Annotated in this window: 19 protein-coding genes; 8 read left to right on the top strand and 11 right to left on the bottom strand. The window is 67.3% G+C overall.

All coding sequences use genetic code 11. From position 1 onward, the window contains the following. Positions 1–26 precede the first annotated feature (26 nt). The 7 genes from ACWEQQ_RS26255 to rimP form a co-directional block, all read right to left on the bottom strand. Positions 27–1,013 carry a DHH family phosphoesterase gene (locus tag ACWEQQ_RS26255; protein WP_452350079.1) on the bottom strand — a complete coding sequence of 329 codons (987 nt, stop codon included), beginning with the start codon at positions 1,011–1,013 and terminating at the stop codon, positions 27–29. A gap of 7 nt (positions 1,014–1,020) precedes the next feature. Beyond that, positions 1,021–1,473, bottom strand: a complete 453-nt coding sequence (gene rbfA / locus ACWEQQ_RS26250; RefSeq protein ID WP_452345401.1) for a 30S ribosome-binding factor RbfA — start codon at positions 1,471–1,473, stop codon at positions 1,021–1,023. A gap of 20 nt (positions 1,474–1,493) precedes the next feature. Beyond that, entirely contained in the window at positions 1,494–1,784 is a 291-nt protein-coding gene (locus ACWEQQ_RS26245; RefSeq protein ID WP_040859602.1) for a DUF503 domain-containing protein, read from the bottom strand. A 109-nt stretch (positions 1,785–1,893) separates the two neighbouring features. Then, positions 1,894–5,019, bottom strand: coding sequence for a translation initiation factor IF-2 (gene infB, locus ACWEQQ_RS26240; protein WP_452350078.1), 3,126 nt, complete (start codon positions 5,017–5,019; stop codon positions 1,894–1,896). A gap of 108 nt (positions 5,020–5,127) precedes the next feature. Next, positions 5,128–5,433, bottom strand: coding sequence for a YlxR family protein (locus ACWEQQ_RS26235; protein WP_354839708.1), 306 nt, complete (start codon positions 5,431–5,433; stop codon positions 5,128–5,130). 152 nt (positions 5,434–5,585) lie between these two features. After that, the gene (gene nusA / locus ACWEQQ_RS26230) at positions 5,586–6,635 is read right to left on the bottom strand and encodes a transcription termination factor NusA (protein WP_452345818.1); all 1,050 of its coding nucleotides are present in this window, start codon (positions 6,633–6,635) and stop codon (positions 5,586–5,588) included. Then, positions 6,632–7,252 carry a ribosome maturation factor RimP gene (rimP, locus tag ACWEQQ_RS26225; RefSeq protein WP_452345819.1) on the bottom strand — a complete coding sequence of 207 codons (621 nt, stop codon included), beginning with the start codon at positions 7,250–7,252 and terminating at the stop codon, positions 6,632–6,634. The genes nusA and rimP overlap by 4 nt, the downstream gene beginning before the upstream one ends. 312 nt (positions 7,253–7,564) lie before the next feature. On the opposite strand from rimP, the gene ACWEQQ_RS26220 reads away from it, so the two are divergent. The 3 genes from ACWEQQ_RS26220 (at position 7,565) to ACWEQQ_RS26210 (ending at position 10,240) form a co-directional block, all read left to right on the top strand. After that, on the top strand, positions 7,565–8,149 hold the full coding sequence (locus ACWEQQ_RS26220; RefSeq protein ID WP_452350077.1) for a hypothetical protein: 585 nt from the start codon (positions 7,565–7,567) through the stop codon (positions 8,147–8,149). Next, positions 8,146–8,580, top strand: coding sequence for a ferritin-like domain-containing protein (locus ACWEQQ_RS26215; RefSeq protein ID WP_452350076.1), 435 nt, complete (start codon positions 8,146–8,148; stop codon positions 8,578–8,580). Before ACWEQQ_RS26220 ends, ACWEQQ_RS26215 begins: the two co-directional genes overlap by 4 nt. Positions 8,581–8,809: 229 nt before the next feature. After that, positions 8,810–10,240 carry a three-helix bundle dimerization domain-containing protein gene (locus ACWEQQ_RS26210; protein WP_452350075.1) on the top strand — a complete coding sequence of 477 codons (1,431 nt, stop codon included), beginning with the start codon at positions 8,810–8,812 and terminating at the stop codon, positions 10,238–10,240. Between the two features lie 620 nt (positions 10,241–10,860). Here the strand turns inward: ACWEQQ_RS26210 and ACWEQQ_RS26205 are convergent. Continuing rightward, positions 10,861–11,517: a TetR/AcrR family transcriptional regulator gene (locus ACWEQQ_RS26205; protein WP_452350074.1), complete on the bottom strand. Its 657-nt coding sequence runs from the start codon at positions 11,515–11,517 to the stop codon at positions 10,861–10,863. A 90-nt stretch (positions 11,518–11,607) separates the two neighbouring features. Between ACWEQQ_RS26205 and ACWEQQ_RS26200 the strand changes: the two genes are divergently transcribed. Then, positions 11,608–13,110 (top strand): MFS transporter, encoded by a 1,503-nt coding sequence (locus tag ACWEQQ_RS26200; RefSeq protein WP_452350073.1) that lies wholly within the window; start codon positions 11,608–11,610, stop codon positions 13,108–13,110. 128 nt (positions 13,111–13,238) lie between these two features. On the opposite strand, the gene ACWEQQ_RS26195 is transcribed toward ACWEQQ_RS26200, so the two are convergent. After that, positions 13,239–14,342 (bottom strand): protein kinase family protein, encoded by a 1,104-nt coding sequence (locus ACWEQQ_RS26195; protein WP_452350072.1) that lies wholly within the window; start codon positions 14,340–14,342, stop codon positions 13,239–13,241. Positions 14,343–14,563: 221 nt separating this feature from the next. On the opposite strand from ACWEQQ_RS26195, the gene ACWEQQ_RS26190 reads away from it, so the two are divergent. After that, entirely contained in the window at positions 14,564–15,244 is a 681-nt protein-coding gene (locus ACWEQQ_RS26190) for a class I SAM-dependent DNA methyltransferase (RefSeq protein ID WP_452350172.1), read from the top strand. Positions 15,245–15,665: 421 nt separating this feature from the next. Here the strand turns inward: ACWEQQ_RS26190 and ACWEQQ_RS26185 are convergent, their stop codons facing one another. After that, on the bottom strand, positions 15,666–16,574 hold the full coding sequence (locus ACWEQQ_RS26185; RefSeq protein ID WP_452350071.1) for a LysR family transcriptional regulator: 909 nt from the start codon (positions 16,572–16,574) through the stop codon (positions 15,666–15,668). A 71-nt stretch (positions 16,575–16,645) separates the two neighbouring features. On the opposite strand from ACWEQQ_RS26185, the gene ACWEQQ_RS26180 reads away from it, so the two are divergent. Both ACWEQQ_RS26180 and ACWEQQ_RS26175 read left to right on the top strand, forming a co-directional pair. Next, on the top strand, positions 16,646–17,251 hold the full coding sequence (locus ACWEQQ_RS26180; RefSeq protein WP_452350070.1) for a carboxymuconolactone decarboxylase family protein: 606 nt from the start codon (positions 16,646–16,648) through the stop codon (positions 17,249–17,251). Positions 17,252–17,283: 32 nt separating this feature from the next. Further along, a complete protein-coding gene (locus ACWEQQ_RS26175) occupies positions 17,284–17,706 on the top strand; it encodes a tautomerase family protein (protein ID WP_452350069.1) in 423 nt (140 codons plus the stop codon). A 174-nt stretch (positions 17,707–17,880) separates the two neighbouring features. On the opposite strand, the gene ACWEQQ_RS26170 is transcribed toward ACWEQQ_RS26175, so the two are convergent. Further along, complete coding sequence (locus tag ACWEQQ_RS26170) at positions 17,881–18,135, bottom strand: hypothetical protein (protein ID WP_452350068.1); 255 nt, start codon at positions 18,133–18,135, stop codon at positions 17,881–17,883. 279 nt (positions 18,136–18,414) lie between these two features. On the opposite strand from ACWEQQ_RS26170, the gene ACWEQQ_RS26165 reads away from it, so the two are divergent. Next, positions 18,415–18,960, top strand: coding sequence for a nitroreductase/quinone reductase family protein (locus ACWEQQ_RS26165; RefSeq protein WP_452350067.1), 546 nt, complete (start codon positions 18,415–18,417; stop codon positions 18,958–18,960). Positions 18,961–19,150 lie beyond the last annotated feature (190 nt).

Raw genomic sequence — 19,150 nt, 5'->3', positions numbered from 1 at the left:
CGAGCTGAGCGACACCGGGATCCGGGTCAGCCGAGTTCGCGGACAAGGTTCGCCAGCAGGTCCGGGGCCTGGCCGGTGGTGGAATAGCCTGCGGCGTAGCGGTGTCCACCGCCGCCGAGGGCGGTGGCGACGCGGGCGACGTCCAGGCCGGGTGAGCCGTCGGCGGCGTCGTGTGAGCGCAGGGAGACCGTCCAGTGGTCCGGGTCGGTGCGGGATTCCTTGAAGACCGCGGCGACCTGGGCTTCGGCAGTGGTGCGGATGAGGTCGATGATGCTCTCGACCTCTTCGGAGCGGACGGCCTCGGTGTCCTCGCGGCGGACGACCGCGTAGACCAGGCCCGCGCCGGCGGCGGCATCCGGAATCAGCTGGGCGGAGGCCAGGACCCGGGACAGCATGGGGAGCCAGGCGAAAGGATGGGTGTCCATCAGGGTGCGGGTGATGGCCGCGCCGTCGATGCCGGTGGCCAGGAGGCGTTCGGCCAGGGTGTGGGAGCCGGGGCGCACCCATTTGAAAGAGCCGGTGTCGGTGACCAATCCGGCGTAGAGGCAGTGCGCGATATCGCGATCGATGGGCTCGCCCCACGCCTCCAGGATGCGGGCGATGACGCCCGCGGTGGATTCGGCGGCCTCGTCCACGACATTGACCCGACCGAAGCGGGTGTTGGACCGGTGGTGGTCGATGACCAAAGTCGTTGCGGCGCTGTCCAATCGGTCACGCAGCGAGCCGAGCCGTCCGGCACTGCCGCAGTCCACGGACACCAGGACATCGACCTCGCGCGGCACCTGGTCGGCGCGGACCAGCAAGTCCGTGCCGGGCAGCGACCGCATGGACACCGGCAGTTCGGCCGGTTCGGCGAAGGAGACGACGACCGGGACCCCGCGGCGGCGCAGCACCTGCGCCAGGGCCAGCCCGCTGCCGACGGTATCGGCATCGGGCTGGATGTGGCAGAGAATCGTCACCGATTTCGCGGCCTCGAGAACCTCGACGGCAGGGGTGACATCGACGGGGGTCACGGCGCGGTCAGGCTTCGTCGTCGTCCTCGTCCTCGTCCGACTTGTACGGGTCCGCCTCACCCGCGTAGTTCGCGCCGACCGCCACCTGCGCCACACGCGCGTCGGAGGCGCGGGCCTTGGCCAGCAGCTCCTCCATCTCGCGGGCCGCGTCGGGCACGGTGTCGAGCTTGAACGCCAGCGTCGGAGTGAACTTCACCCCGGTGCCCGCACCGACCTTGGACCGCAGAATCCCCGCGGCCTTCGACAGGCCGGCGGCGGCTTCCGCAAAATCGGGTTCGGCGTCGAGGGTTTCGCCCATGACGGTGTAGTAGATGGTCGCCTCGCGCAGGTCACCGGTCACCTTGGCGTCGGTGATGGTGACGAACCGCAGTCGCGGATCCTTGATCTCGTACTCGATCGCCGTGGCGACGATGGACGAGATGCGCTTCGCGAGTCGGCGTGCTCGAGCCTGATCAGCCATGCCGAGCCCTCCTCACTTCTTCAGTCTTCGGGTCCGAAGACGCGACGGCGTACCGCCAGCAACTGTAACTCCGGACGATTGGCGACGTGCCGTTCACATTTGTCCAGCACCTCGGTCAGATGATTCATGCCGTAGCTGACCATTGCCACACCGAGCAATGCCCGGCGATACCGGTCATGATCTCCGCCCTCGGTGACACTCACCTCGAACCGCTTCAGGTCGGCGAGGATGGGGCGGATGACAGAGCGCTTCTCTTTCAGTGAATGCACATCACCGAGCAAGATATCGAACTCGAGCGCTCCGAAGAACATCTTTTCAGTCATATGAACGCGCCCCGGGGAATGCGCGCACGGTTACCCGGAAAGGGAAGGGGCACAACCCCGCCGGACCCGGAGGCCCGGCGGGATCGTGTACTGCTTCCTAGTCGCGCGGCTTCTCCCGCAGCTCGTAGGCCTCGATGATGTCGCCGTCCTTGATGTCGTTGAAGCCCACGGTCATACCGCACTCGTAGCCTTCGCGGACCTCGGTGACGTCGTCCTTCTCGCGACGCAGCGACTGGATGGTGGTCTCGGCGACCACCACGTTGTCGCGGATCAGGCGCGCCTTGGCGTTGCGCTTGACCGAGCCCGAGAGCACCCAGCAACCCGCGATATTGCCGAACTTGGAGGACCGGAAGATCTGGCGGATCTCCGCCCGACCCAGCTCGTGCTCCTCGTAGATCGGCTTGAGCAGACCCTTGAGGGCCTTCTCGATCTCGTCGATCGCCTGGTAGATGACCGAGTAGTAGCGAATGTCCACGCCTTCGCGGTTCGCCAGCTCGGTCGCCTTGCCCTCGGCCCGGACGTTGAACCCGATGATGATCGCGTTCGACGCCGACGCCAGGTTGACGTTGGTCTCGGTGACGCCACCGACACCGCGGTCGATGACGCGCAGCCGCACCTCGTCGCCCACATCGATACCGAGCAGCGCCTCTTCGAGGGCCTCGACGGTACCGGAGTTGTCGCCCTTGAGGATCAGGTTCAGCTCCGAGGTCTCCTTCAGAGCGGCATCCAGATCTTCCAGGGAGATCCGCTTGCGGCTGCGCGCGGCCAGGGCGTTGCGCTTGCGAGCGTTGCGGCGGTCGGCGATCTGACGCGCGATGCGGTCTTCCTCGACGACGAGCAGATTGTCACCCGCGCCCGGCACCGAGGTGAAACCGATGACCTGGACGGGCCGCGACGGCAGCGCCGCCTCGACGTCGTCGCCGTGCTCGTCGACCATCCGGCGCACGCGACCGTAGGCGTCGCCCGCCACGATCGAGTCGCCGACGCGCAGCGTGCCGCGCTGGATGAGCACGGTCGCCACCGGACCACGACCACGGTCGAGGTGGGCTTCGATGGCCACACCCTGCGCGTCCATGTTCGGGTTCGCCCGCAGATCCAGGGCCGCGTCCGCGGTCAGGACCACGGCCTCGAGCAGCTGCTCGATGTTGGTGCCCTGCTTCGCCGAGATGTCCACGAACATGGTCTCGCCACCGTATTCCTCGGCGACCAGACCGTATTCGGTCAGCTGCTGGCGAATCTTCTGCGGGTTCGCGCCTTCCTTGTCGATCTTGTTGACCGCCACCACGATCGGCACGTCCGCGGCCTGCGCGTGGTTGATGGCCTCCACCGTCTGCGGCATGACGCCGTCGTCGGCCGCGACCACGAGGATCGCGATGTCGGTGGCCTTCGCACCACGGGCACGCATGGCGGTGAACGCCTCGTGACCGGGGGTGTCGATGAAGGTGATGAGACGGTCGTCGTTGTTGACCTCGGCCAGTACCTGGTAGGCGCCGATGTGCTGGGTGATGCCGCCGGCCTCGCCCTCACGGACGTTGGCCTTACGGATGGTGTCCAGCAGTCGGGTCTTACCGTGGTCGACGTGACCCATGACGGTCACGACCGGCGGACGGACCTGCAGGTCCTCCTCGTCGCCGTCGTCCTCGCCGTAGGTGAGGTCGAAGTTGGCGAGCAGCTCGCGGTCCTCGTCCTCCGGGGAGACCACGTGCACGACGTAGTTCATCTCCGAACCCAGCAGCTCGAGGGTCTCCTCGTTCACCGACTGGGTAGCGGTGACCATCTCACCGAGGTTGAACAACGCCTGTACCAGCGAGGCCGGGTTGGCGCCGATCTTCTCGGCGAAGTCGGACAGCGACGCGCCACGGGCGAGGCGAACGATCTCGCCGTTGCCGCGCGGCAGCCGCACGCCACCGGCGATGGGCGCCTGCTGGTTCTCGTACTCGGCGCGCTTCGCCCGCTTCGACTTACGACCCTTGCGGGGAGCGCCACCCGGACGTCCGAAGGCACCCGCGGCACCGCCGCGACCACCACCCGAACCGGGACGGCCACCACCGCCGCCACCACCGGGACGACCGCGGAAACCACCGGGAGCGCCACCGGTACCGGCACCGGCGCCGGCACCCTGACCGCCACCGGGAGCGCCGCCGCCGCGGTAGCCACCGCCACCGCCGCCACCGGGACGACCGCCACCGGCGCCGCCCGGACCACCCGGACGCGCCGGACGGCCTGCGCCACCCGGACCGGCCGGGCGCTGAGCGCGCGCGGGCATGGCACCCGGGTTGGGCCGAGGCGGCATCGAGCCGGGGCTGGGGCGCGGGCCACCCGGACGGGGACCGCCCTGACCGGCCGCGGCCGGCCGCTGACCACCCTGACCCGGGCCGGGGCGCGGACCGCCCTGACCGGGACCCGGACGCGGGCCACCCTGGCCCGGACCCGGACGGGGACCGCCCTGCGGACCGGGACGCGGACCACCCTGGGCCGGACCCGGACGGGGACCGCCCTGATGCTGACCCGGACGCGGACCGCCCTGCTGCTGGCCCGGACGAGGAGCCGGACGCGGCGCCGGACGCTCCGGAGCCGAGGAGAACGGGTTGTTACCGACCCGCGGCGGCTTCGGGCCCGGCTTGGGTCCGGCCGGACGCGGGGCGCCCTGCTGAGCCGCCGGGGCGCTGCCCTGCTGCGCGGGACGCGGGGCCGGGGCACCCGGACGCGGCGCGTTCGGACGCGGGGCCTGCGGAGCCGGAGCGGACGGGGTAGCCGACGCGGAAGCCGCTGCGGGAGCAATGCTTTCGCGAGCAGCGGGCTTGACGGCCGCCGCCTCTCCGGGCCTACCCGGGGCTGCCGGACGGGCAGCCGGAGCCTCGACCGACTCGGCGCGGGCAGCCGGAGCCACCTGCGGAGCCGGGGCCGGAGCCTGCGGCGCGGGGGCCGGAGCCTGCGGCGTCGGGCGGGGGCCCGGACGGGGACCGGCACCGGGGGCGGCCGGCTTGGCGGCCGGACGCGGGGCGCCATCACCACTGGGCTTGGGGGTCGCCGATTTGGCGGTTCCATTGGACGGGGTGCTCTTGGGTGCGAGCGACTCCCGCAGTCGGCGCGCGACGGGTGCTTCCACCGTCGAGCTCGCCGACTTTACGAACTCGCCCTGCTCCTTGAGCCGCGCGAGTAGTTCTTTGCTCGTGACACCGAGTTCCTTAGCCAACTCGTGCACGCGGGCCTTGCCTGCCACTGCTCTCCTCACTCAGAGGTCGAGCGCAGCAGCCCGTTTCACGACGGGACGCGCGCACGACCTCGACTAATTTCGAAGGCCGATCATTTCTGGGACTTCACGGTTTGCTCATGAGTGCTCGTGCCTGTTCTCTACGTAATGCTCCAGGGCTGAGATATCCAGATGTCCGGACACTCGTAGTGCTCTGCCGAATGCTCGGCGCCGAACTGCTTGACTCAGACAAGCCGAAGAGGGGTGCAACCAGGCACCCCTTCCGGGAAGTCTGTGCCGCGGATCCGGAATGACCACAACGTCCTGCCCGGAGGCAGACCCTTGCGCCACGACCCGCATCAGATCGGCGGCCAGCTCGCGTCTGCGACATCCGATGCAGGTCCGGACGGGTGCCGATCTTGCTGACACCCGCTCGGCGCGCAGAGAAGCCGAAGACTCGCGCTGAGCCTGCGTCCACTCTACCGCTGTCACGTCCCGATCTCCGCATCCGTACCCCTTGGAAGTTACCAACCTGTCATCCCAGGGGTCTGTTTCACAAATCTCAGGACCGACCGGGCCGGATCGATCCGGCAAGATCAACCCCGGTGGGCCTCGCCACCGCCGGCCGCCGCCGCGGGACGCACACCACCCTGAACCTCGGGCGCCGCATCGGAACGAATGTCGATGCGCCAGCCGGTGAGCCGGGCCGCCAAGCGGGCATTCTGGCCCTCCTTGCCGATGGCGAGGGAGAGCTGGAAGTCCGGAACCACCACCCGCGCGGCGCGGGCCTCGGGGTCCACGATGGTGACGGATACAACTTTCGACGGCGACAGCGCATTCCCGACGAACGAGGCCGGGTCCTCGGCGTAGTCGATGATGTCGATCTTCTCGCCGGCCAGCTCGCTCATCACATTGCGCACGCGCTGGCCCATCGGGCCGATGCAGGCGCCCTTGGCGTTGACGCCGGGGACCGTCGAACGCACGGCGATCTTGGAGCGGTGTCCGGCCTCGCGGGCCACGGCCACGATCTCCACCGAGCCGTCGGCGATCTCGGGGACCTCCAGCGCGAACAGGCGGCGCACCAGGTTGGGGTGGGTGCGCGAGAGGGTGATCTGCGGACCACGCGGGCCGCGGGAGACACCGACCACGTAGCACTTGATGCGGTCGCCGTGCTCGTAGGTCTCGCCCGGCACCTGCTCGGCGGGCGGGATGACCCCTTCCGCGCCATGGGCTTCCGAGCCGATGCGGACCACGACGGTGCCGCGGGCGTTCATGCGGGCATCGCGCTGCACCACACCGCCGACGATGTCACCCTCGTGGGTGGAGAACTCGCCGAAGGACTTCTCGTTCTCGGCGTCGCGCAGCCGCTGCAGCACGACCTGGCGGGCGGTGGTGGCGGCGATGCGGCCGAAACCTTCGGGGGTGTCGTCCCATTCGGAGATGACGTTGCCGTCGGTGTCGAGCTCGCGGGCCATCACGCGCACGACACCGGTCTTCTGGTTGATGTCGATGCGGGCGTTGGGCTGGTGGCCCTCGGTGTGCCGGTAGGCGGTGAGCAAGGCGGACTCGATCGCGGAGATCACCGTCTCCATCGAGATCCCCTTGTCGGCGACAATCGCGCGCAGGGCTTCGATTTCGATGTTCATTCCACGATCCCTTCGGTCAGTGAATCGGACTCTGCTGCTTCGTTTTCGGATCCCTCCGGCGCACCGGGCTGGGGACGGCCCGGCGCTACTCCCCCTGCGAGTTCCAGTTCGGCCACGCCGGGTGGACTGAATTCCACCTGCACGACGGCGGATTGGATATCGGCGAGCGGCACCGTCACCCGGTGTGGCTTCCGCTTGCCGCCGAGGACCAGGGCGACGTCGGTCTCGGTGACGACGCCGGCGCGGGCCTCGAACGTGGTCTTGCCCTTCTCCTCCGGTGATTCGGCGCCGGGGCGCAGCACGATCTTCACCTTGCGACCCTGGGCGCGCCGCCAGTGGCGCGGGGAGGTGAGGGGCCGGTCGATGCCGGGGGTGGTGATCTCGAGCAGGTAGGCGGTCTCGCCGAAGTCATCGGCGTCGTCGAGGGTCTGCGAGATCTCCGAGCTGAGTTCCGCGACCGCGTCCAGGTCGGGAGATCCGTCGCTGTCGACGGTGACCTTGAGCTTGGCCTGCGCTGTACCGGCAGCCGAAATCGCGACGCCTTCGAGGTCGAATCCTCGGCGTTCGACGAGCTCAGCAACTAGCTGGCTCACCCTTTCCTCGGTCGGCATCGGCATGTGGGGCGGCTCCTGGTTCAGTTGTCACGGGTTGAGTTGTCGGTATCGATACTGGTCGGGCACGGTCGGCAGACCCGTCTCCGCCCTCGGGAGGGAGGATTCGGCGAAATGCCGTGCCGAAGGTCTAGCGTAACGCGCGGAAAGAGTGTAAAGGACCAGCCAACTCGCTCGATTTCGGCATGGTCGGCGCTGTGGTGCTGACGGCGTGTCCAGCACGACGCGCCCATGACGGTTCCCCGTCGTTCCAGATCACAGCCTATCCGACGGCCCTCATGCAGCAAGCTGTCCGCGACGGCTGGCACCATGTATGCCGTGCCCAGCAGTCAGAGCGGCCTTCCGGCCGATGTCGTCGGTCTCACGGTCCCGCCGGACCGAACCGGGTCCTTCCCCACCCCCGAACCTCCCCTCCCCGCCGTGAACCGCCGCAGCGCGCTGCGGCTGGCCGGTGGCGGCGCGCTGGCGGTGGCGGCGGTGGGCGCGCTGGCCGCCTGCACCAGGAACGACACCCCTGCGGCTCCGGATCCGCTGATCGCGCAGGAGACCTCGGCCCGTACCGACGCGGCCGCCGCGACCGCCGCCATCGCGACCTCTCCCGACAAGGCCGGTGCACTGCAGACCATCGCCACCCAGCGCACCGCGCACGCCGATGCCCTGCGCACCGAAATCGACCGCGCCATAGGTGTTTACGGCGACGGCAGCACCCCCAGCCGCCGCACCCCGCCGGTCACCCCGACCGCGCCCGTGCCGCCTCCGGGCGTCGCCGTCCTGCGCACCCAGCTCCAGCAGTCCCAGCGTTCGGCCGCCGACCTGTCGGCCCAGCTCTCCGGCTACCGCGCCGGTCTTCTCTCTTCGATCAGCGCGTCGTGCGCTACCCACGCGGGGGTTCTCCTGGCATGAACACAACCGACCAGCAGGCACTCATCGATGCGTTGAGCGCCGAATACGCCGCTGTCTACGCCTACGGCGTGATCGCGGCCTACGCCAACCACGACCGCGACAAACTCGTCGCCGAGTACACGGCATCCCACCGCGCCCGCCGCGACGCCACCATCGACGCCCTGAAGGCTTCCGGCGCAACGGTTCCCGAGCCCGCCGCCGCCTACACCTCCCCCATCCCGGTGAACGACCCGATCCCGGCCGCCAAGCTGGCGGTGACCGTCGAATCCGACGCGGCGGCGACCTGGCGCTCGGTGGTCGAACGTGCCGGCAACCCCGATCTCCGCCGCACCGGTATCGAGGCGCTCACCGAATGCGCTGTGCGCCTTGCCACTTGGCAGTCGATCCTGGGCACCAGCCCGGCCACCGTGGCCTTCCCCGGCCAAGCCTGAGGCCGCGGCGGCCCATCGCCGTGCCGCGTGAGGCAGTGGATCGCACCGCCTTCCGACGCGGATCGCACCGTCTTCCGACGCCGAGGTCACCGGGAATTCGCCGGACCCGCACTTGCCGTTTCCGTTTTCGATCACGGATCGGCACCCGCCGCCGATAGGGTCCGGTCGGCGCGGCTTGTCGCAATTTCCTGCCGTGCAACGGAATTCGGTGTGAGGTCGAGGAGATGCTGTGGCGGTCGATGCTGCGCGGGAAGAGAAGGCACTGCGGGAGGTGACGAATCGCCTGGTCGAGGACTATGGCGAGGCGCATCCGGCAGAACGGGTCGAGGCCGTGGTGGGGGCGGTGCGCAAGCGGTTCGAGGGGCATTCGGTGCGCGAGTTCGTACCGATTCTCGTCGAGCGGATTGCGCGGCGGGAATTGGATCCGAAGCGGTCCATGAATGCTGCTACGGAGGTGGATCTGACCAAAGCGGCGGTCGGCGAGGAGGGTTCGCCGGATGGGCATCCGGCGGAGACCACGAGCGTATTCGCCGCTGTCGCAGGGCGATTCGTTCCGGCTCGGCTGGTCGAGAACAAGCGGGCGCTGAGCGTGGTCGCGGCGGGTGTCGTGGTGGTGCTGGCGTTCGCGGTGATCATGGCTGTGCGGCAACCGGATTCGACGTCGGGAACCACCGCCGCGCCGGCCCTGACCACTGTGCACGGTGTGGCCGGCTCGGAGAAGTCGGCGTTCTTCGACGATCCCAAGGTGGCCGACGCATTGGCCAAGCACGGATTCAAGCTGGACGTGGAGCCCGCGGGATCCCGGCAGATCGCCACCTCGGTGGATCTGGGGAAGTACGACTTCGCCTTCCCGTCCAGCTCGGCCGCCGCGGAGCTGGTTCAGCGCAAGAGCGGAGTGACCGGCAAGTACGTGCCGTTCTCCTCCCCCATGGTCATCGCCACCTTCAAGCCGATCGCCGACCTGCTGACCCAGGCCGGGATCGTGCAGCCCGGCGCGACAACGACTTTCGACGTCGAGAAGTATCTGGCGCTGGCCGAGAAGGGCGTCCAGTGGAACCAGCTGGAGGGCAATTCGACCTATTCGGTGCCGAAGAACGTGCTGGTCTCCACGACCGATCCGCGCACTTCCAACTCGGCGGCCATGTATCTGGCGGTGACCGCCTACGTCGCGAATGACAACACCATCGTGCGCGGTGCCAAGGCGGAAGACTTTGCGGTGTCCCGCGTTTCGCGCCTGTTCACCCGGCAGGGCTTCACCGAATCCAGTAGTGATGGCCCCTTCAAGGACTACCTGTCCAACGGCATGGGCACCGTCCCGATGGCCTGGATCTACGAGGCCCAGTACGTCGATGCGGCCGTGCACAACCAGCTCAAGCCCGACATGGTCCTGATGTACCCCAAGCCGACGGTCATGTCCCAGCACACCGTGGTCCCCCTCGACGACAAGGGCGACCAGATCGGCAAACTCCTCACCACCGACCCCGACCTGCAGCGCCTGGCCGCCGAACACGGCTTCCGCCCCACCGACGTGGCCCTGTTCACGAATACCACCGCCGCCCACCAGGTCCCGGTCGACGTCAACCTCGTCAACCAGGTCAGTCCACCCGACTACGACACCCTCGAACACCTCCTCGACGGCGTCGCCAAGTCCTACAACTGAGCGCCCGAGTCTCCCGGCCGCGCAGCACCGAAGGGATTGCGCGGCCCTCCGGAAAACCGCTGACCCGGTCCGGTTCCATCCGGCGACGAACCCGGTCCGAATTCCTCCGGGACGAGTCGAACGAAGCGTCAGGGGATGCCGATGAGCTGCGAGCAATTCTGAACGCGTCGCAGTCGCCCGAACCCCGCGATATTCGCCGCATGTGAAGCATGAGATCTCGGCGCTGCGCCCCTCGACAGCGCCGCCGAGTCCTGATAACTGACAGCTCGGACCACGGTTACGGAACCACGAGACCCCGCAGGGCTGTGGCCGTGAATTCGTCTAGCGGATAGGACAATTCGATGGCCAGTTCGGACAGGGTGACGACGGCGGGCGCGCCGCAGGTGGCCATGGGTTGAACATCGACAGCAGCAGTTCGGTAGGCGGTCTCGACCAACCGCGTCGGGCGAGCACAGTAGACCGAGCCGAAAGCCCCCGCCTGAATCAAGCATCCGGCGTCGGTGCGGCTCGGCACTGTCCAACGGCCTTCCCGCTCAGCGGTTCCGGCCCCGATCTTCGGTGTGACAGATTCGCGAATCAGCCGCCGATCCTGGCCACGCCCCGGGCGCAGCATGGCGATGTCAATCGAGTCGGCCGTAGATCAGGCGCAGAATCGCCTCGGCGAGGTCGTCGATGCTGCTGGGCATGTCATCCGGGGGCGCTGCGGACAGCTGGGAGAGCCGCCCGTCGCGCATGAGCGCGACCAGGCCCGCGAGCGTTGCCGAGTCGATCCCTTCGGGAGCGAGCCCGGCCGAACGGTCGCGGTCGATCTTGGCCGCGAGCCCAGTGGTGAATCGTGCCTGGATGCCGGCGATGAACTCGGTCAGCGGGGGGTAGCTGCTGTCGTAGCCCTCGAGCGAACAGACGAGGATCGCGCTGTTGTCGTGCCAGATCTCGGCCGCTCCGCTGAGCTGGGCGCGCAGGAGCTCCCGCTGCGGGCCGGTGGACGGCAGCCAGACGTGGGTTTGCGCGTAGCGGTCGCTCACGTCCTCCATGAGGCGCGCGAAGACCGCCTGCTTGGAGGGGAAATAGAAGTAGAAGCTGGTGCGTGAGATGCCGGTCGCGTTGGTGATGTCGTCGACGGTCAGGTTGGCCATCGGCTTCTTCGTTAGCAGCTGGCGAGTCGCGTGCAGGATCTGGGCCTCGCGCTGATCGCCCTTGGACATGGTGCCGCGGCGGCGGAGACCCTCGGTCGTGTCCTGGGTCCGGTTCACTCCGTATCCGCCCTTCTGCGCCATGACCTCACCCTAGAGCGATTTTCATTCCGGCTATCGACGTGGCGTCTATCATAATCGACACTGTGTCGATTCCAGCGTAGCGTGCCAGCAATGACCTCTCCGCTCGAGCTCCGGCGCGCTTCATCGCCGACCGCGATCGTGCTGACCATGGCCAGCACTGTGTTTCTTCTGGCCATGGCCCAGACGCTGCCCGTACCGGCGCTGCCGCAGATCGGTCTGCAACTCGGGGTCTCGGCGACGACCGTCGGATGGGTGACGACGGCGACGATGTTGGCCGCCTCGGCGCTGACGCCGCTGCTCGGGCGACTGGGTGATGTCTACGGGCACAAGCCGGTCGTGCTGTCGACGCTCGTGGTCACGCTGGCCGGCAGCCTGCTCGCCGCATCGGCGCACAGCATCGATCTGCTCATCGTCGGACGGGCCCTGCAGGGAGCCAGTTTCGGCCTGTTCCCGCTGGCGATCAGCGTGCTCCGTCACGAACTTCCCGCCGAGCGCCTGACCGGGGCGTTGGCCATCACCGCGTCGACCCTGGGCGTGGGCAGCGGTGTTGCGCTGGTGGCGACGGGTCTGCTGACGCAGGGCGGCGCCGACTACCGCCGCATCTTCTGGCTGTGCGTCGTGTTGACGGCGATGGTGCTGGTGCTGGCGTTGGTGGCGCTGCCGCGTCGCGCGGGGCAGGGCGGCCGTGTCGATTATGTGGGTGCCGCGGTCCTCGGCACCGGTCTGGTCTGTCTACTGCTGCCGATCTCGCAAGGACACGAATGGGGTTGGGGCAGCGCACGAGTGATCGGGCTGTTCGTGGCCGCGGCGATCGTGCTGACCGGGTTCCTGCTGCTGCAGTCCAAGCTGCGTGAGCCGCTGGTGGCGACCTCGCTGCTGGCGCATCGGCCGGTCGCGGTGACCAACCTGGCCAGTTTCTGCGTCGGTTTCGCGATGTTCAGCGTGTTCCTGGGGGCGACCTATTTCGTGGCGACGCCGCGGGCGCTGGCGGGGTTCGGTTTCGACGCCTCGGTGCTGCGCACGAGTGTGGCCTTCATGCTGCCGGGCGCCGTGGTGTCGGTGGTGATGGGTCCACTCGCCGGACGTCTGGTCGGGCGGATCGGCCCGCGCTTCGTGCTGCTGCTCGCCAGCGTCATCGGCCTGTGCGCTCTCACCGCCCTGGCGTTGCTCCACGCGACGAGCGCGGAAGTCGTTGTCGCACTGGTCGTCGCGAATGCCGCGATCGCGATCGCCTACGCCGCCATGCCCGCCCTGCTGGTCGCCAATGTCGCACCGCACGAGACCGGCATCGCCAACTCGATCAACTCGATCATGCGCACCGTCGGCGGCGCCATCGGCAGCGCGCTGGTCGTCACGATCCTCACCAGCGACACCCTGCGCCACGCCCTGCCCCACGGTGCCGTCGTGGCCCTGCCCGCCGAAGGCGCCTACCGCATCGCCTTCTTCACCGGCGCGGCCTTCTTCGCGGTGGCAGCACTCCTGGCCGGATTCGGCCTCGGCCCCAGCAGCCGACGCCTGACCCGGCACGAGGTCGACGAGGACATCGCCCTGGCGAGCGCCGGCGAGTTCGCCACAGCGTCGACCAGCCTCTGACGATCGGGCCCGAGGTCCAATTCGGGCGCAACGCGGCACCGCAGGAAGTCCTGTGGAGTCAGTCAGCCCGAGATGGCCTCAGTCCGTTTCTCTTCCGACGAAACTGCGTGACCGGTTCGAGCAATGCACTACGCTCGACGGTCGCGATCTGACCCCTCCACCTCGTTGAATCGGTACTCCGCCAGTCGATTTTCCTTGTAGGCCAGGTCGATTCGGGCGTGCGGGAACGGCGCCCTCTTGCTCCGAGCGAGCAAGTCGCGGTGAAATCCGTTGAGGATCATCGCGGCCTGGGCATGGCGGTCGATGATTGGGATGAGCTCGAGTGAGATGTTGTCCGTTCTGCGACCCGCAATCCAATTGCCCAGGAGCGCTTCGTATTCGGATTTGTCGCATACCTCGCCGAACAGGTAATGGGCTAGCAGGTGGTTGGCGGTGTAGCACTTGTCGTACAGGCTGTGGCAAGCGAGGAACTCGGCTTCGGCCGGAGATAGGTCGAACTGGGAACTGAGGGCTAGGCCGAGGTCGGCGAAATAGATCAGACGCCCGTCGGTCAGAAGGTTGGCGAAATGCGCATCGAAGTGGGTGAATCCATGATTGCTCAGGAAGGCGGTTCCTCGAGCCAATGCCTCCGCCGCCCACTGATACGTTCCGGCTTCACTGCGATGGCCGGTCAGCCAGTCGGCAAGAGTGCACGGTATGTATTCGAGGAGGAGCACGAGGCTGAATCTGGACTCGCAGATTGCGGTCAACCGGCGATGAACCGCGAGCGAGCCGTCCCAGTGTGCGACAGCGCCTTCCACGCCGCCGAACTCGTCCGCGAAATCCCGGGGTGCGATATCGGGTAGCACTCGCCAGTGGTACATGAGCGGGAAGCCGACATAATCGTGTTCGAGTACCCAGCCCGTAGTGATGATGTGCGCCATCAGCTCCCGCCAGGCTCCGAAACCCGTCGAGCCCAGTCCGTACTGATAGAACGCGGGCAGGCCGAAGATGTTCGCCGTCGACCGCACATGCTCGGGTCGCAACTCCCACTCGGTCAACGGAACTCGCTTGACGAATACCCGTATCCCGTCGAGGTCGACCACCGTCGATCGCCCGCCGATTCCGGACCTCTCGAGCGTCCCTGCCGCCATGATCTGTTCGAGCGCACGGTCGGGCGTCCCTGACAGGTGGCTGCGTGTCGTCGCGTATCGAGCCAACCTGGCGGAATACAACGAATCTGCATCGTGCACGGACACCCTCGCTAGTGACTGTCCCAGAGTACGAACGATTGGAGATCGACTCTACGCGGACCCAACTGTCACCGGTGGCGCACCGGTACTCGGCAGTCGGAGACGACCCCCGAATATCAACAGCTCTAGTTAGACAGGATCGACTGTGGTGCAGTCGATCTCGACTTCGCTGAACCAAAGCGTCGTCCATTCGGGCTGGTGGGTAACCTGCGATCGTGGGAATGGGACCGAACACTGATGGCTGGCTGGAAGACACGCGGGCGTCGTACGACACCGTCGCTGCTAGTTATGCAGACCTGACGCGTCACCTTCTGGATGAAACACCCGAAGAGCGCGCTGTCCTGGCGTTGTTCGCCGATCTGGTGCGGGCCCAGGGTGGGGGGCCGGTTGCGGATGTGGGATGCGGGACGGGGAGGATCACGGCTCACCTGCGTCAACTGGGCACGGACGTGTTCGGAATCGACTTGTCGCCCGGAATGATCGGGGTAGCTCGGCGTGATCACCCCGACCTCCGGTTCGATCTTGGCTCGATGACGAACCTCGCCCTGGAGGATGCCTCGATGGCCGGCCTGGTCGCGTGGTACTCGCTGATCCACATCCCCGACGATGAGATCGGTTTGGTCTTAGCGCATTTCCAGCGGGCGCTTCGGCCCGGCGGGCCGCTGCTACTGGGCTTCCACGTCGGAGACGAGTCGCAGTTGATGACCCATGGCTATGGCGGGCACCAAATGAACCTCTGTGTCCACCGTCGCCAGCACAGCCAAATGCGTGCGTGGCTAGAGGATGCCGGTTTCGTCGTCGAGGCATCCAGAACTCTCACCTCAGCCGAGAGCAAGCTCGGGGGGATCATTCTCGCGCGCCGCCAGAATTGTCGATCCAAAAAGGTGATCACGCCGTTCTGAGCCACGGATGCAACAAGCCTCGAGGCCGCTCTCACATTCTGCCCTTTTCGGATCGCAGTCATGGACGAATCCTCGTAGAGGGCGGTCTGTTTCGCACATCCACCGGCTTCCGAGCCGATCGATCAGCGGCAGTTCCGGACGTTTCCCGCTGAGCATGTGCATTCATATATTTGCCGTACTCGGGTGAATCCGGTTCGAAGCCTTGCTGGTTCCAGCGTTGAGCGTTCCAGCGTTCATCGATTCGGGCTTGATGGCACGCCCCGAGCACCTCGGGCCGGTAGATCAGCGCGACCCGCCAATTGCCGAGGTATCGAGCCTGGATGTGGGCGGTGACGAACCGCCGTCGGTGAGCTGTGCCGACAACGGTCACCACCTCGTGGCCCTTACCCACGAAGCCGCCGATCACACGGAGTTCGGCGGGTTATTCGGCGATGTCGGCGGCGTGGGTATGGAGGGCGTGGACGAGGGCTCGGGTCGGCTCCGTGGTAGGGCCGGGCAAGCGAACCACGCTGACGCGCCGTCGTTCCTCGGGGAGGTCGTCGATGCTGACGAGGCGGACGCCGGGCGGGATCGCGGACAGCAGGGTCGCGGGAACGGTGGTGATGCCTGCTCCTGCTGCGACCAGGTGCAGTTTGGTCAACCAGTCACGGGCGGTGTGCTGGACGTGGGGCCGTCCGGGCAAACCCGGCCAGACGCCCAACAGCGGCTCATCGATGCCGGCGGGGCCGGCAATCCACGTCTCGCCGGCGAGATGCTCTGCTGAGACGCTGGTGCGGTCAGCGAACCGGCCGTTCGCCGGAACCGCCAGGACCAGACGGTCTTCCAGCAGCGGTTCTGCCCACAGGGAAGGATCGTCGGTGTCGGGCGAGCGGTGCGGTGGCCGCGAGGACAGCACGGCGAGGTCGAGGGTGCCGGCGCGCAGTGCCCGCACCAGCGATGGGGTTGTGCCCTCCCGGGTGGTGACCCGGATGTGAGGGCGTTGCCGATGCAGGGTTGCCAGGGCGCGAGCCACAAGGACCGCTCCCGCGGCAGGGAAGAAGCCGAGCCGCACCGGGCCGCTGTCGTCCTCGGCACCGTGCAGCTCTCGATCGGCCGCATCCAACGCATCCAGCGCCGTCACCGCGTGTCGCAGTAGGGCGACGCCCGCCGAGGTCGGCCGCACGCCGCCGGGATAGCGGTCGAACAGTCGAACGCCGGTGGCCTGCTCCAGGGCCGCAACCTGCCGGGAGACCGCCGACTGCGTGTATCCGAGCGAATGTGCCGCGGCCGTGAAGGTGCCTCGCTCGGCCACTTCACGCAGAACCCGCAGCCCAACTACCGAGACGTCCATGAGTAATCAGCATATCCAGTATGCGAAGCATTCGCTTTCCGAATGGCAGCTCGGTACCTAACGTGCAAAGCGTGAACGAGCAATCCACCACCGGAGCCGCCGAACTGGGCGGGCGGTTGCCCCTCCTTCTCCCCGATGCACTCGACGGGGCGCAGCGCGCCGTCCACACCAGGCTGCGAAACACTCGCCTGCGCACCGCGGAAGAGGCCGGCTACCTGGCCGCGCTGCCCGACGGGCGGTTGATCGGCCCCTTCAACGCCATGCTGCGCAGCCCGGCCTTAGCCCAGCCTCTGCTGGAGTGGGCCGAGGCGATCGCCCGAGCCGACATCCCGGCCGACATCCGTGAGGTGGTCATTCTCACCGTCGCCGCTGAGTGGGGAGCCGAGTACGCGCTCTACGCCCACACCGCAGGCGCCGGGTACGCCGGCGTGCCCGAGACCGCGATCGCAGCGCTGAGGCACGGAGACACGCCTCTGGGTCTGCGCGCCGAGGCCGATATCGCCCACCGTCTGGCCATCGCTCTCGTCCGCGATCACCAGGTTCCAGACGACCTCTATGCCGACGCGGTGACCGCATTCGGCATCGACGGCCTTGTCGCCCTGGTCAATCTCGTCGGCCAGTACCTCAACACCAGCGCGCTGCTCGCCTGCTTCCAGGTCCCCGCGCCCATCGCCTGACTCACCACACAACGCACCGAAAGGAAACGACAATGCCGCTGATCACCATCTACCTACGCCAGGGAACCACGCCCGAGTACCGCCGAAACGTCTCCGCCGCCCTCCACAAAGCCATGGTCGACGTCTTGAAGATCCCCCAGGACGACCAGTTTCACGTCTTCCTCGAGGTCACACCCGACAACTTCCACATGCAGCCGATCGTGTTCGGCCTGCCGCGCGGTGAGCGCACCATGCTCATCCAGCTGTCCTTCAACCAGCGCACCGCCGAGCAGAAGAACGAACTGTTCCAGGAGATCGTCGCCAATCTGCGGGTGTTCGCCGACGTCCCGGAAGAAGACATTCTGATGATGATCCTCGAAACAGCCCGCGAGAACTGGTGGGCCGCCGGCCGCGTCGTCGACCCGGAAACCGGCTACGACGCGCGCATGACCGACATTCCCACCACCGCAAAATGATCCGCGCTGCCGTCCGGCCCCAGATCCACGCGTATGGGCGCGATCTTTCGCGATCAAGGGATGAGCACGGACCACGCCCGCGGGCATTCGCGGACGTTCGAATGCGTCGATCCACAGGACCATCGCAAGACTGAGACATGTGAAAGCACGTGCATGCCACCTGGTTTCACTGCCTCAGGAGGCGGCGGGGTCGAGGCGATCGTCGTCGAAGTCGAAGAACCGCTGAGCGGCGAGTGACCAAGCTATCGGCTCGCAGTGTCCGGCGGCTCTTTCGGAGGCGGTGAAGCAGACCAGCTTCTTCTCGCCCGGGATCATGCCGTACAGGCGCTGCGGCCGGCCGGTGAAATACCCCTCTTCGTCGGGATCGGCGATGGTACCGGTGTCGTGATCTGCGCGGCGACGCCGTCGACCGGCCAAAGGATCGCTCATCGGCATGAGCGCACACTGCCCGTGGCCGAGATGACCTCTGCCCGTTGATCTTCCGATGCCCCGCGCTGGCCGGTTCGGTCAACGCGGTATGCGGCAGGAGCGGACATTCGTTGTGGCGCATGTAGGCGTCCGTGCCGGGCTAGCGCGGCGTCGAGCGAGCTTGTGCAGACGCTCGGGCAGACGGATCTTCGATGCGGCAGCCTGGCGCGCAAAATCCTTGTGCGCCGACCGAATTGAACTACTATGCCATGTAGTAGTTCAATTCGGAGGGGGTCCACCATGAAGATCGCCGTCGCTGGCACCACCGGAGCACACATGTTGCGCTCGAGACCGGTCGATGCGACCGGTCGGCCTGGATGGTTCGCAAGGGCTTACTCGGCTCTCGCCGCCGGTCGCCTGCCGAGATTGATCTCTCGTCACTTCGCGTGGAAGCTCGATCCGCTGTTGCTGCGGCTCACGCGCGGCCGCCTGGCAACGACGCTCATTTTCCCGACGGCGGTGCTGGAGACCGAGGGTGCCAGGACGCGCGCACGGCGACGCAACGCCGTCATCTACTTCACGGACGGCGATCACGTCGTCATCGCGGCGTCCAACGCGGGCAGTGCAACCAATCCTGGTTGGTACTACAACCTTTTGGCCAATCCCGATGTCGTCTTTGCTGGGGCCCCTATGCGCGCGACAGTGATATGCGACGAGGACGAGCGCCGACGACTCTGGACCATCGCCGATCGGGTTTTCCCGGCCTACATCCCGTACCGTCGGGAGGCGGGCCAGGCGGGCCGAACAATCCCGATCATCCAACTGACCCCGCTCGACAAACCTTGATCGACCGGCACTCGAACGGCAGCCCCAGCCAACCGGATTCTCCGCTCGGCTGGGCAAGTACTCGCTCATCGGCATGTCAGTGCATTCGGCCGGCCGGGGCGAGCCGCGCCGTATGCGGCAGGGCAGCGCTTTTCGTCGATCTTGCTGAAGCGCCGATGGCAACCAGACACGTTAGGTGGCGACAACCAGC

It is taken from the genome of Nocardia sp. NPDC004123, assembly GCF_053603795.1.
This window is presented reverse-complemented; position numbering and strand designations above follow the sequence as displayed.

Coding starts and splice junctions, on each gene's coding strand:
- rbfA (WP_452345401.1), bottom strand. CDS start 1,473: ATGGCTGATCAGGCTCGAGCACGCCGACTCGCGAAGCGCATCTCGTCC.
- ACWEQQ_RS26245 (WP_040859602.1), bottom strand. CDS start 1,784: ATGTTCTTCGGAGCGCTCGAGTTCGATATCTTGCTCGGTGATGTGCAT.
- nusA (WP_452345818.1), bottom strand. CDS start 6,635: ATGAACATCGAAATCGAAGCCCTGCGCGCGATTGTCGCCGACAAGGGG.
- rimP (WP_452345819.1), bottom strand. CDS start 7,252: ATGCCGATGCCGACCGAGGAAAGGGTGAGCCAGCTAGTTGCTGAGCTC.
- ACWEQQ_RS26215 (WP_452350076.1), top strand. CDS start 8,146: ATGAACACAACCGACCAGCAGGCACTCATCGATGCGTTGAGCGCCGAA.
- ACWEQQ_RS26205 (WP_452350074.1), bottom strand. CDS start 11,517: ATGGCGCAGAAGGGCGGATACGGAGTGAACCGGACCCAGGACACGACC.
- ACWEQQ_RS26200 (WP_452350073.1), top strand. CDS start 11,608: ATGACCTCTCCGCTCGAGCTCCGGCGCGCTTCATCGCCGACCGCGATC.
- ACWEQQ_RS26190 (WP_452350172.1), top strand. CDS start 14,564: ATGGGACCGAACACTGATGGCTGGCTGGAAGACACGCGGGCGTCGTAC.
- ACWEQQ_RS26185 (WP_452350071.1), bottom strand. CDS start 16,574: ATGGACGTCTCGGTAGTTGGGCTGCGGGTTCTGCGTGAAGTGGCCGAG.
- ACWEQQ_RS26175 (WP_452350069.1), top strand. CDS start 17,284: ATGCCGCTGATCACCATCTACCTACGCCAGGGAACCACGCCCGAGTAC.
- ACWEQQ_RS26170 (WP_452350068.1), bottom strand. CDS start 18,135: ATGAGCGATCCTTTGGCCGGTCGACGGCGTCGCCGCGCAGATCACGAC.
- ACWEQQ_RS26165 (WP_452350067.1), top strand. CDS start 18,415: ATGAAGATCGCCGTCGCTGGCACCACCGGAGCACACATGTTGCGCTCG.